This is a genomic window from Virgibacillus sp. Bac330, from assembly GCF_003667845.1.
Classification (GTDB): Bacteria; Bacillota; Bacilli; order Bacillales; family Amphibacillaceae; genus Virgibacillus; species Virgibacillus chiguensis.
Genome location: NZ_CP033048.1, coordinates 3,149,419 through 3,161,852, shown reverse-complemented (window position 1 = coordinate 3,161,852; position 12,434 = coordinate 3,149,419). Strand labels below are relative to the sequence as shown.

Below are 12,434 nucleotides of genomic sequence, written 5' to 3'. Positions count from 1 at the left end.
ACTAATTGTCCAGGTATTATTCTTTCCACAACAAAACCACCTCCTATAACTATCATCGAAATAAGTTACGGGGAGGTGGTATTTTTGTGTAGACACAAACCTTATAATTGGTATAATTAGGTAAAAAAGGAGGTTGTTAACATGAATCGCCGTATCTTAGGGGTAGTTACTTTTATTATAGCAACGTTTTTAATTTTTTCATTCATTAGTGATTTTAATATTTTTGAAAGTATAATAGGGTCTTTAATAGCTGGCGGTATCTTTTATATATTTCTACCAAAAGACAAAAAAAGTAATTGACAAAAAATGGTTTAAATGGTAACATTTATAAAAAAGAGGGAGGTGAATAATGTGAAAAGTGTGATTGATAGCGCATACTTAAAAGTGGTTGTTGTAGTGAGTTTGTTACTTAGCATATTAAGTATTTATCCTGTAAATAAAGTTGGAGCTACTGAATCAAATAATTCTTCACCAACCGAGGAAGAAATTGTTGAAGAAACTTTAAAGATAATCTTTGAAGAGGATGCTGTTGTAGAAGATTTACAAGGAAATGTCTTAGGTTATGATAGGGATGTTTTTGAGTCTTCACTACCGGATAGTGAAGAGAAAAGCGAAATAATAAAAGGTTTAGATAACTTAGAATTATTTGCTGAAAATTCTTATAATACAAATGATGTTAAATCTCCTATTCCAACTGTTGCTGCCTGTGGTTGGAAAGGTAAGACCGAAAAAATATCCTTTATTAAAGCAGAAAACGCTTGCTATAAGAAGGGGATAAAGAAGCACTACGGGTATGTAGCTATCGGGTCTGCAATAGCAAATTTAATTGCTGATAAAGAATTTAAATTAGCAGCAAAAAAAATTGTGAGTTTGGGAGTTCGTTCTAACATTGCGGGGGTCGTTGTTACATTTGCAGCTATCTTTTATGATTGCGGTAAAAAAATGGAAAAGAAATTCCCTGGTGATAGTAATTGTGTCAAGATATGACATGAACTTATTTTATTAAAATTGCTTAAAAAATTTGGAAAAAACTCTAGAACTAACATTTTAGAGTTTTTTCTATATAATTGCACAGTTTACTGCCCCACATCAGGCGGCACAAAATTAACATAAGTAGCTCTCTTTTGCTTATAAAACTTGTTCTTTATTATAAATTAAAATCAATAAACAAAATAAATACATAAGCATTGCTGGGCAACGTTTGGCTTTTGAGTGTATTATGGATGTGTGGATAAAATAAGTGTTCATATAAATGTAGGGTTTTGGGTGATTTTTGTGCTATACTAAGATGGACAGACAGCGAAAGAAGTATTTTTATTGAACGTAATTTGACCACAATTTAAATATAAATACGTATAAAAGCATATAAATGAACTTCGTTTAAAAAAGCTGAAAGGTTAACATATCAAGCTTTGATATAAGAATATATAAACCAGTATTAGCCTTTCATGCATGGGCGGCATGATGTAAAAATCCACTCAAGAATGTTGATATAGCAACATCTTAAGCGGATATTCTACCGTCAAAACCCTAAAAAGTAACATAAAAATAACATTTTTTAAGAAATTAAGTTAGAAAGGGCGTCTTTGTATAAAGTTCTTACTTTTGCAGAGGCGTCCTTTTTCATTTTATTTGTTACGTGAGTATAAATTTTCATAGTTGTTTTCATATCCTCATGACCTACTTTTTCCATAATAGTTGCCAAATCGATTCCGGCCTCAGTCATCATACTAATATGTGTATGCCTAAAAATGTGAGGGGTAGCTTTTTTAGTAATATTGGTATATTCAAGTAATCGGTTCATCCTGGTAATAATATTTTTCTGGATAAATGGATAACCGTTAGGTCTGCTAAACACAAAATTTCCATCGTGGTACTCTTCTAATTCATGCCTATATTTCATCTTGGTTTTACTTTGCCTTCTGTAGTGAGATTTTAATAAATTTATAATCTCTTCTTCTACATTTATTGTTCGAATGCTTCCTTCTGTCTTAGGCGGTGTTAATTGGTATTTTTTCATGTTGTTATTTTCGTTATAAAGCGTCTTTGTAATTCTGATTTCATTACTTTTAAAGTTAATATCTGTCCATTTTAAAGCAAGTAATTCTCCTGAACGCATTCCAGAAAACGCCAATAGATAAAATCTTTCAAGATCTAAATCCAATCCATGTTCACGTACAGCTTTAAGAAAATCATCAAGTTCTTTACGTTCCAAGTATTTAGTTTCAATTGGATCTTTTTCAATTTCTTCAACTGTTTTTCTTTTTTTAGGAACAACTACCCCATTTTGAGGGTTATCTTTTATTAGTTTATCTTTGATTGCTTGTCTGAATATCATTCCAGCTGTCGTATTTACCCCTTGCACGGTTGTCCTAGCATAATTAGGAGCAATATCATTTAACAGTCTTTGATATTGAGTGTGTGTTACATGAGCTATAGGAGTTTTGCAATGTGCTACTTAAAAATTTACTCAAATATAGACCAAAAATGTTTAAGTAGTAAAAACAACCTATATAAAAACAAGGAAAAAAGACGCATGGTGTATGGATTATTTTACCATTAAAATTTATATAGAGGAAGAAAACTGAAATGTCTTCATAACAAGGGGATTTAAAAGGAGAGGGAGAAGGGGGACAGTTTGTGAAGCGTGACTTACAAATTAATTATGGGGTTTTAGATGATATTATTGGCGAACTTCGGAAATATAAAAGTGCTTTAGGAAAAATGGACGATTCACTTGATAAAGTGAGTACCTTTGTGCAAACAAATGAGGGGAAAAGTGTTGAAGCATGGGATCAGAACATAAACACCTCGAAAGAAAAAATTGCTAATTATGAAACACAGATCAATGACCTTTTATCCCTGTTTGAAAATTATGTAACAGACACGACGAGATATATCTCACCGATTTCAAGAAATACGATGATGCGTGTGGATCGTAATGATATTTGGGCGAATTTAAAGCAAATAGAGGGCGGTATAACGAATAATCTGTTTAAAGCATTAAACAAAAGCTATCAGCAACCTGCTTCTTTTTTCGGTATGTTTGATGACCCGACGGATGCGGAAAAAGAAGCAAGTGAGATCAACCGACGCCATATGGAGCGTATCCAAACGAGTATTGAAGCAACGAGAAAAAAGCTGGAACGTAATATGGACGAGTTATGGGATTTATATAATTCTAAGGTAAAAAAATTTGAAAATGCGGATGATGAATACAATAACTTGGCCGGAAACGTAAAAAGGAAATATACGAATTTCTTTGAAGGTGTCATGGATGTTGTCAGTAGTGTAAACAAAGCTGTCGATGACTTTGAAAAAGGAATAGTAAACAGTATTGCGGGCATGGTTACGGGACTGCTAACCGTTGTTAAAGATGCAGGTGTTGTTGCCGTATCTGGCGTTGTACCTGATCCTGTGGAGCCATCTTGGTTAAAAGAAAGTGCAGATGAAACAGTTGATGCCTACACACAAGCTGCGATACAATTCTTACAAGATCCTATGCGTGCAGTGGAATCAACTGCCCAATCCTTCACAGATAATGTGGAACAAGAGGGAGTTATGTACGTCACTGGTGCGACTATTCCAGCCTTAATACCAAGTAGTATGGCTGTCAAGGGAGTATCAGGCGTTGCCAAACTAGGCGCAGGGGCAGCAAGAAGAGCTCCGAAGTTATTGGATAGTAAGCCTTTTAGTGGTAATTATTATCTGGAAAAGGTAGATGCAGCTAAAGCTGGAATGGCTAAAGTGAAAATGCCTGTTTTCTATCGAGAGCAATTGTCGACTGGAGATTCTACAATTCCGACAGCTGGCATGAGATGGAAACCCCTTGGTGATATTCGTCCGCAGATGTTTGCTGTGAAGAATGGCGGAGGGGGAAAGATAGAGGCTAAGGGAACGGGGAATACAGTAAATGATTATCTAGATGATATAATTGTTAATGGTGATGTAGACGCTGTTAAAATGAATAAGCTTAAGAATGAAATTCAAAATAATACATTTAATGTAGATGAGCTGTCAGAGATCAGAAAAAGAATGTCTGAATTAGGTATTAGTAAAGAATATGATGAAGCATTAATAAAGATTGATTTTGGAAAGTATTTAAGAGAGCTAATAGGGGAACCCCCTTCAGCTATGATAGATCCGCATGCGCACCATATTCTATTTAAAAAAGGGCTTGGTCAGAAGCAACAAGAACTTGTTCAAGAAGGTCAGGAAATATTAAAAAAATATGGGATAGAACCAGTAATAGGAAAAGAAAATCTTGTTTGGGCTCCAAATAGAATAGCAGGACAACACGGTATAGAACGTCTTCAACATATTGTCAATAAATTGAAAGAAGTGGATAGCTTTGGCGGTAATCGGGAAAAAATAGTTGAGATGCTTAAATTACTAGGTGAAGAAGCGGCATTAATGAAATAAAAGTGTTTTTAGGAGGCTATTTTAATGAATAAAGAAGAAGCAATAAAAATCTATGATTTGATTAATAAAGGGCAAATACAACAAGCGAAAGAAATTCTTAATAGTAATAGAAGTTTGCTTGATTTTGTGACACCTTTTGGAACATGGTTACACGTAGCTGTTAGAGCTGGAGAACTAGATATGGTAAAGTTTCTAGTTGAATCTGGTATGGATCTAAACAAGAACGAGGGTGTACCAAAATCAGCACCTATCGCACAAGCATCTAGTAAAGGTGACCTTAGCATTGTAGAGTATTTATTTAATAATGGAGCGGTATTTGATGTAAGTGAACCAAATAGAAATCCTTTATTTTCAGCAATTTACGGTGGGAACTTAGATGTTGTAAAATATCTTGTTCAGAATGGTATTGATATTACTGTTAAATATACAGGTGATACTATGAAAGATATGGATGCATACGCGTTTGCGGTTGAGAGAGGCCAAACAGAAATTGCTGAATATCTAAAACAGAAGTTGGATGAAAGATTATAAGACATGTAGGGTTTTGGGTGATTTTTGTGCTATACTAAGATGGACAGACAGCGAAAGAAGTATTTTTATTGAACGTAATTTGACCACAATTTAAATATAAATACGTATAAAAGCATATAAATGAACTTCGTTTAAAAAAGCTGAAAGGTTAACATATCAAGATTTGATATAAGAATATATAAACCAATATCAGCCGTTCATGCATGGGCGGCATGATGTAAGCTGTCCTCAAACCCTTTGCTGCGCAAGGATTTGAAACCCTATAAATGAATATTGACTGGATTTTGACTGGATTTATTAAAATTCAGTTCAGAATCTTTAAAGCCTCTCATTAGTTTGTTGGACTTTTGAGAGGTTTTCTCTATAGCTAGATTTATTTGTAGGGAACGGCTCTGAGCTTCCTACTGTAAAATTTGCACGAAATGAGTTTGTAACAATTAAGATTAGTTATATTAATTCTTTCTTAAAATAAAAGTGAAAGGGCAACAAGTTAGTTGTTAGGTAAATCTATGACTTATAATAGTAAAGACATTTTAATAGAAATTGATTATTCTACTTGGACCGGCTCTGTCCCCACAAATTTAAAAGGTAAAAGTGGGTATTCATCATTTGACATGTTAGAAGTACTAATACATATAGGCCTTGCTACAAGGCACCCAGAACAGCTAGGAATCTCGGTAAATGATTTTTGGGCATTTTTAAGATATGTAAATTGTTTTTTAGAAGGTAGTGATTTTAGACTGAATGAAAAGTGGCAAGATGTAGATCCTCATCAAAAAACTATTCTTAGTGACGATTTTGGTATGGGTTTTGCCTCCTACTATTTAACAAAACATATGAACCTAATTTCCTTTGTAGATACTGGATACTTTCTGAAACACATTCCTTCGCTGCTTATAAGTAACAGAAGTAAACGAGGCCCAAGTAAAACTCCTGATTTCATTATGCTTGATAGTTCTTTTGAAATGCATTTGTTAGAGTGTAAAGGTACACAAAGTTCTATTAAAAATCTAGATAAACAAATTGAGAGCGGCCTTCCACAAAAGAATAATCTTAGGGATCCTAAACGAATTATTAGTGAAAAGCTTGTAACAGGAATATTTATTCCTCAATATAATTCAGCAACTAATGCAGCATTTAAAATTATTGATCCTGAATTCACTCTAGATTTTAATGAGGTTGATAAAGAGGACCTTATAATTCGTGCATTACAAGGGCAATTTTCTAAAGAATTACATATGCTTAATTTAACTAAATTTGGAAATGAGGTTGCAAACAAAGATAAATTAGAAGATATAAAAATAAGTAACATAGTAGAATTGCTAACTAATGAGAAGGAGAACACTTATGAACAACAAGATATAGAAAATGACGTTGGAATTAAATGGACAGTAGGTTACGATTTAAAGTTATTTAAAAAATTGCAATTGAGCGGTATAGATAATCTACTAGAATTATTTATAGACATGTACCAGAGCAAAAATGATTTTAATAACGCTTATAAGTCTGATATTAACAGGGGAAGTAATATCATAAGTTATAAAAGTTTATTTGGGTTAGAAATAGAGGTGGAAATATTATTACAGAACTGATGATAATTTATTGATGGGAAGGGGTAAGAATATGGATTTAATTAAGTATTATAAATCTATAGGGGAAGAAATGTGGATTCTAAAAAATAGGATCCGGAACATTATGGAAAATCCGCACTGGTTATCAGATGGTGAGTGGAAAGAATCTGTACTTAGAACAATTATAAAACGTCACGCACCTGAGGATATAAAAGTAGGGAGGGGATTGTTTATACTTCTCAGGGGTGCTCTTCTCAGATTGATGTACTAATTTATGACAGTTCTTACCCTACCCCGCTTGGAAGCCTAATAAATCAGATGTGAATTATCGTGAAATCTCTGAAACTTCACGATTCGGCCCAAGTATAGCAAGTATTGTAAAAAATGTCTGTGTAGAAAAATACAGCAGCTTTGTATCGCTAGATATCGTTAAATCATTTAAACCTGTATTTGTAACATATAATAATGAGAGCGATTTACTTACAAAATATAAAAAAATAATTGAACATTTTAATCAACAATCTGATGTTTTTGCAGCTAAATCACACAAAAAAGATGCTATTCTATCTCCCTTTCATGATGACCTTTCAAATTTATTCACAGTTTATACCAAGGCATCAACTAAAAATAGAAATCAAGAGAGTCCTCTTGGAAATATCATGAATTTTTGTTTGGATATTTTATCAAGAGAGACCGGTTCTTCTATATTTGATTTAAAGAGAGTTATGGGTTCCAATTTATCTTTCAAAGTACTTCTTAGTCAAATTGTTAAAGAGTTTGTCAAAGAAGATTTTGAAGATACAAAAACATTAACATTATTTGAACAAGCATTAATGATGCTGACTGGTAAAAAAGATACTTTATTTGAAATTGTTCAGCTTAAAACTCAAGTAGAATACTTCAGACAAAAATTTCTTTCAAAGAATGGATTGCAAGAGGAAGAACAGGTTGAGGATACTGATTTTTATATAGGTACCGTACATTCAGCAAAAGGGGAAACACATAGATCAACAATGTTGGTGCTTGACACTAATTTGGGGGACTACCATATTTTTGACCTGTTATATGAATATTTATGTGGTAATTACATCGAAACAAAATTCATCGTTGACGAAAATGAACAAAACGAAACTATTAAGGCGTTAAAGCTAGCTTATGTAGCCCTTAGTAGACCTACTCACCTAATGGTAATTGCAATTCCCCAACAGAAAATATCTGATGGAGAGAGAATTGAGGAACTTTTAGGTACTAGTGGTTGGATAGATGCTAACGAGATAATATCGAGTGAAATAGTATAAAAATTCTATTTTTAAATCATTTGAACGTTTGGAGTGTGAAAGGTTGGCACTGGAAGAATGATTCATAAAAAAATAAATAGAACATTAAGATATCTATTTTAATTTGTAAATTAAGGCTTTCCATATTTTAGTGGCTATAAATTTTAAAGCTAATTTTTCAACTGCTGATGAAGAATTAGCCAAAAAATGGAGTGCTTCAGAACAAAAGTGGACAGCAGACGACATAGCTGATTGGAGAGAAGATAATAAATATACTTGGCATGAACTTAACGATTTGGAAACAATTCAATTAGTACCAAGTAAGATTAATAGCGTCTTTAAACATTTGGGTGGAGTTGGCGAATATAATATAAAAGTTAAGTTGGGAGAGTAAATAAAATGACAAAGATTAATGATAAGTTATTTGGAGAACTTGAATACAAAAATAATTTCTGGCGAGGCGAAATGACTATTAAAATGTTTAATGTTGAGAGAAAAATACTATTGAGTGTTGATGCGCATGAAGACGCTGATTTTTCAAATATACAAAGAGATGCATTCCGTAATTTTATTCAAGATATGAACGATATTATGAGCGAGGCGGAAAAGGAAGTCTTTGAGTACTATAGTGAGAATGTCGATGAATATAGAGAAATGTTAGAAGATGAATCACAAGCAAATAAAGTTGCTCCTAAAATAGATTATTTAACTGGCTTAACAGAATTAGTGAAACCTACTGAATTAATTGTAAGAAGAGTAAGGAAGAATGGAAAGAGAAGATTGGGGTTATTGTGCGATGTGTCTTGGGATATTGAGGATGGATTGGGTATAAAAATTGAAGATGAAGTTGTAGAAGAAGTAGGATATCAAGATATAGTTCTATAAACTTACAGAAAAATAAGTGGCAAAAAATAAAAGATAGCACTTCTGGATTTGATCTGCGCCCTGTCAAGTAGACAGTTAAAAAATAAAAAATTATGCCACAGCCTGGCGCCGGTATTCTAATGGTACTAGGCTGTTTAATCTCTTTTGGTATCGTTCCTCATTATAAAATGTAATATACTTATCAATATCTTTTTCTAGCTCCTCAAAGTTCTTGTAATTCTTTAAGTCATAGCTTTCACATTTAAAATGACCAAAGAAGCTTTCAATTGGTGCGTTATCAATACAATTACCTACACGTGACATACTACGTTTCATCCCAGCTTCTGCCGTAAGATAACGATATTCCTTTGATGTGTATTGTGAACCACGATCGCTGTGAATTAAAGGGGCTGCATCGGGATTTGCCTTAATATTGATATAGCTTGTCTTTGTGGAATAGCCATTCGAGCGACGAATATGCTATTTTAAGCCCATTTGGATCATTAAGCGTCTAATTCTTTTCTCGTCATATTGTTTCTTATATTTGCGATTGATCACCATGGTTATTCGACGATAGCCGAAGTTACCGTTATACTTTCTGAATTCCTCTTTCACTTTTTTCATGAGCCACTCATTTTCCCTTTGTCCTTCTGTAGGTTCATGTTTCAACCATTTATAGTATCCAGATCGGGATAAATCTAAAATTTTACAGAGTAATAGAATGGGTATTGTTGTCTCCTTGTGATAGTCATGAATCGCTTGAAATTTAGCTAGATGTTTACCTAGTCGCGCTGTCCCATCCCCCTTTCGATTTCCTTCAACTTTTTTAATAAGCCATTCTCCGCCTCTAAATACTGATTACGGTGTTCCAATTCTTTAATACGAAGTTGTAATTTCTCCTCTTCGGTAAAGCTAGCCTTTGTTTCTAGTGTTTTTCCACGACGATCCTGAAGACCCTGTTTCCCATCTTTTTCATATTTACGCAGCCAGCTATATACTTGTTGATAAGAAACGTTATACTTTTTAGCCGCCTCATGATAATTGTGCTCGTTCGCAATCGTATATTGCACAATTTCAATGCGTTCTTGAAGTGTGGTTTTACGCCCTTTTGTCATGGTTTCTCTTCCTTTACTAGTAGATTTTAACTCTTTCCCACTAGTATACTGGTTTATCCATTGACGTAAAACCGAATTAGATGAAATATTAAACTTCTCACAAGTCATTCTCAGACTGCCTTCTCCATTTAGATCAAATTCAACAGCTTCCCTTTTCAGTTCGCCGGAATACTTCTTCCATGTCCTCGCTTCCTTTAAACCATCCACCCCATCTGCTTCGTATTTACGCACCCATGAGTTAATCGTAGTACGGTCAACAGCGTATTCTTTAGCAATCGTACTGACAGACGCCATCCCCTCAATCACACGTAATACCGCCTCGATTCTTTCATCTAACGTATGTTTACTTCTTCTTTTAGACATAGAAAATGCCCCCAATATCGTAGTAAAGAGTTTTTATTATTTCTCTGTCTACCATAGTGGGAGCATATCAGGGGAAAGAGAGTGGTCTTTTAATAATAAAGTAGTTACTTCGGCTGTAAGATATTTAGAAGGGTATGGCATTGATGTACTAAGACTTGATGATCCGACTGGAAAGACAGATGTACCATTAACAACTAGGACAAATAAAGCAAATAATTGGGGTGCAGATATTTTAGTATCTTATCATCACAATGCGAATAATGGTCGCTGGGGTAATTGGACAGGCACAGAAACCTATTACTATCCTGGTGCATCTACAGGGTTAGCTTTAGCAAAAGCCATACACCCTAGCATTGTTGGCGTAATGGGTTTGCGTGATAGGGGCATAAAAACAGCAAACCTTCATATGGTACGGGAATCAAGGATGCCCGCTATTCTCATTGAAGTTGGCTTTATGGACTCTACAATCGATATTAAAGTCATGCGTGATGACGATAAGCTAGAGCGTGCAGGCAAGGCTTTAGCTGATGCCATTGCTAATTATTTCGGTGTCAAAGGACAATCAAAACCAAGCAAGCCAGAAAGTAAATCCATCTCTAAAATGGCACAAGAAGTGATTGCTGGTAAACATGGCAACGGCCATGATGCCAGACGTAAATCATTAGGGATTACTCAAGCTGAGTATGACAAGGTACGCAAAGAAGTTAACCGTAGATCGGGCATTAAAACAGCATCTAAATCTAAAGGTAAAACTGTTGCCCAGATGGCGCAAGAAGTCATTGACGGTAAGCATGGTAATGGACATGCTAATAGGCGTAAGTCGTTAGGTGTTAGTTCATCCGTCTATAATAAAGTTAAGCGAGAGGTAAACAGACGATTGACCGGTAAATCTATCGCATCCAGCATGCCAAAACCAAAATCATTTTCAGTTGGCCAAAAAGTAACAGTCAAAAAATCAGCAAGCAAATTCGCTACAGGAGAGTCGATTGCCGATTTTGTTAAGGGTAACTCATATACGGTTAAGCAGGTTAAATCAGATCGGGTATTACTTAGTGGCATTATGTCTTGGGTTCGTAAGTCGGACGTATATTAATATTAAAAAGCCTACTCCTTTTATTGGGGTAGGCTTTAATTATTGAACAACTCTCTTTTGGCTTCATATTTTTTAACGTCTTCCTCTAAATAAAGAGGGAGTATAAAAGTTTAAAGGTTTATAGTATAAGAAAAACTACGCCTTTCGCCATAAGGACTTGGCGACAAGCCAAGTTTTTCTAAATCTGAACTTTAAAGGAGGAAGAATACATGTTGTTTCTAAGTGAAAAGGATATAAAACAGTCTGTGTCGATGAAAGAGGTAATAGATGGTATTGATCATGCGTATCATATCTATGAATCTGGTGAGTTTTTAGCTCCAGAACGTATGCATATAGAAGACAATGCTAATACACTTTTGTTCATGCCATGTTTCACAAGTGATGTAATCGCTACCAAACTTGTTACGGTATTCCCAAATAACCAAACATGTCCAACCATTCACGGGTTGGTTGTGCTGCATTGTAAGGAGACAGGAGAAATAAAAGCAGTTTTAAATGGTTCTTATCTAACGGGCATGCGTACCGGCGCCATAGGAGGTTCTGCGGTTAGACATCTTGCGCGTAAAGGAGACACATCGTTGGCAATTATCGGTACTGGAACACAAGGTTTCTATCAAGCCGTTGCTGCATGTACAGAACGGGAGATAAAACACATATATCTCTATAATCGATCCCACGAAAAAATAGCGTCATTTCGCCATTCTCTCATAGAGTGGATTGGAGAAGAAGTGCAAATTCACCCGGTGTCTTCAGCAGAGGAAGCTATTGCTAAAGCGGGTATTGTTATAACGGCAACGACATCTAAAGAACCAGTTCTCCCAGACGATCCACACTTGTTGAAAAATAAATTATTTATTGGTATTGGCTCGTTCCAACCAACTATGAGAGAGTTCCCCACATCATTGTATCGTTTAGCGGATAAAGTATTTGTTGATACAGAGCATGCCATAACGGAATCTGGTGATTTAGCTATGCCAATGGATCAGGGGTTGATAAAACACGAGTCCATTACTTTCATGTCGCAGCATACTACAAGCGGAGTTCAGCTAAATCGAGAAAAAGCGAAAACGGTCTTATTTAAATCAACCGGAATGGCTTTGTTTGATGTAGTTGTTGCTCATTTCATGTATCAAAAGTCAATAGAAAACAATATTGGAACAAAACTGGATATGTAAAGGAAGAAAAATAAACAATGGAT

At 34.8% G+C, this 12,434-nt stretch carries 12 protein-coding genes and 1 pseudogene; 11 read left to right on the top strand and 2 right to left on the bottom strand.

The window, feature by feature from the left end; genetic code table 11:
* Nucleotides 1–141: 141 nt before the first annotated feature.
* Both D9780_RS21175 and D9780_RS14570 read left to right on the top strand, forming a co-directional pair.
* Nucleotides 142–300, top strand: coding sequence for a hypothetical protein (locus tag D9780_RS21175; RefSeq protein ID WP_162985885.1), 159 nt, complete (start codon nt 142–144; stop codon nt 298–300).
* Between the two features lie 51 nt (nt 301–351).
* Complete coding sequence (locus D9780_RS14570; RefSeq protein WP_121640594.1) at nt 352–987, top strand: hypothetical protein; 636 nt, start codon at nt 352–354, stop codon at nt 985–987.
* 571 nt (nt 988–1,558) lie between these two features.
* Here D9780_RS14570 and D9780_RS14565 read toward each other — a convergent pair.
* Nucleotides 1,559–2,365, bottom strand: a complete 807-nt coding sequence (locus tag D9780_RS14565) for a tyrosine-type recombinase/integrase (RefSeq protein WP_240458700.1) — start codon at nt 2,363–2,365, stop codon at nt 1,559–1,561.
* Between the two features lie 275 nt (nt 2,366–2,640).
* On the opposite strand from D9780_RS14565, the gene D9780_RS21450 reads away from it, so the two are divergent.
* The 7 genes from D9780_RS21450 (at nt 2,641) to D9780_RS14530 (ending at nt 8,686) form a co-directional block, all read left to right on the top strand.
* Nucleotides 2,641–4,422: an AHH domain-containing protein gene (locus tag D9780_RS21450; RefSeq protein ID WP_240458699.1), complete on the top strand. Its 1,782-nt coding sequence runs from the start codon at nt 2,641–2,643 to the stop codon at nt 4,420–4,422.
* A 24-nt stretch (nt 4,423–4,446) separates the two neighbouring features.
* Nucleotides 4,447–4,953 carry an ankyrin repeat domain-containing protein gene (locus D9780_RS14555; RefSeq protein ID WP_121640592.1) on the top strand — a complete coding sequence of 169 codons (507 nt, stop codon included), beginning with the start codon at nt 4,447–4,449 and terminating at the stop codon, nt 4,951–4,953.
* Nucleotides 4,954–5,447: 494 nt separating this feature from the next.
* Nucleotides 5,448–6,545, top strand: coding sequence for a hypothetical protein (locus D9780_RS14550; protein WP_121640591.1), 1,098 nt, complete (start codon nt 5,448–5,450; stop codon nt 6,543–6,545).
* Nucleotides 6,546–6,576: 31 nt separating this feature from the next.
* Nucleotides 6,577–6,795, top strand: a complete 219-nt coding sequence (locus D9780_RS14545) for a hypothetical protein (RefSeq protein WP_121640590.1) — start codon at nt 6,577–6,579, stop codon at nt 6,793–6,795.
* A 49-nt stretch (nt 6,796–6,844) separates the two neighbouring features.
* Nucleotides 6,845–7,822: a hypothetical protein gene (locus D9780_RS14540; RefSeq protein WP_121640589.1), complete on the top strand. Its 978-nt coding sequence runs from the start codon at nt 6,845–6,847 to the stop codon at nt 7,820–7,822.
* 130 nt (nt 7,823–7,952) lie between these two features.
* Nucleotides 7,953–8,195 carry an HNH endonuclease gene (locus tag D9780_RS21445; RefSeq protein WP_371413665.1) on the top strand — a complete coding sequence of 81 codons (243 nt, stop codon included), beginning with the start codon at nt 7,953–7,955 and terminating at the stop codon, nt 8,193–8,195.
* Nucleotides 8,196–8,200: 5 nt separating this feature from the next.
* Entirely contained in the window at nt 8,201–8,686 is a 486-nt protein-coding gene (locus tag D9780_RS14530; protein WP_121640587.1) for a DUF6985 domain-containing protein, read from the top strand.
* A 90-nt stretch (nt 8,687–8,776) separates the two neighbouring features.
* On the opposite strand, the pseudogene D9780_RS14525 reads toward D9780_RS14530, so the two are convergent.
* A pseudogene (locus tag D9780_RS14525) lies at nt 8,777–10,143 on the bottom strand (helix-turn-helix domain-containing protein).
* Here D9780_RS14525 and D9780_RS14520 point away from each other — a divergent pair.
* Both D9780_RS14520 and D9780_RS14515 read left to right on the top strand, forming a co-directional pair.
* Nucleotides 10,055–11,236 (top strand): N-acetylmuramoyl-L-alanine amidase, encoded by a 1,182-nt coding sequence (locus D9780_RS14520; protein ID WP_371413746.1) that lies wholly within the window; start codon nt 10,055–10,057, stop codon nt 11,234–11,236. The pseudogene D9780_RS14525 and the gene D9780_RS14520 sit on opposite strands and share 89 nt — an antisense overlap.
* 209 nt (nt 11,237–11,445) lie before the next feature.
* The gene (locus D9780_RS14515) at nt 11,446–12,411 is read left to right on the top strand and encodes an ornithine cyclodeaminase family protein (protein WP_121640585.1); all 966 of its coding nucleotides are present in this window, start codon (nt 11,446–11,448) and stop codon (nt 12,409–12,411) included.
* The last annotated feature ends 23 nt before the right edge of the window (nt 12,412–12,434 follow it).

Bases quoted from the DNA above. Each gene is read 5' to 3' on its own strand.
- D9780_RS21175 (WP_162985885.1), top strand. From the start codon at position 142: ATGAATCGCCGTATCTTAGGGGTAGTTACTTTTATTATAGCAACGTTT.
- D9780_RS14555 (WP_121640592.1), top strand. From the start codon at position 4,447: ATGAATAAAGAAGAAGCAATAAAAATCTATGATTTGATTAATAAAGGG.
- D9780_RS14545 (WP_121640590.1), top strand. From the start codon at position 6,577: ATGGATTTAATTAAGTATTATAAATCTATAGGGGAAGAAATGTGGATT.
- D9780_RS14530 (WP_121640587.1), top strand. From the start codon at position 8,201: ATGACAAAGATTAATGATAAGTTATTTGGAGAACTTGAATACAAAAAT.
- D9780_RS14515 (WP_121640585.1), top strand. From the start codon at position 11,446: ATGTTGTTTCTAAGTGAAAAGGATATAAAACAGTCTGTGTCGATGAAA.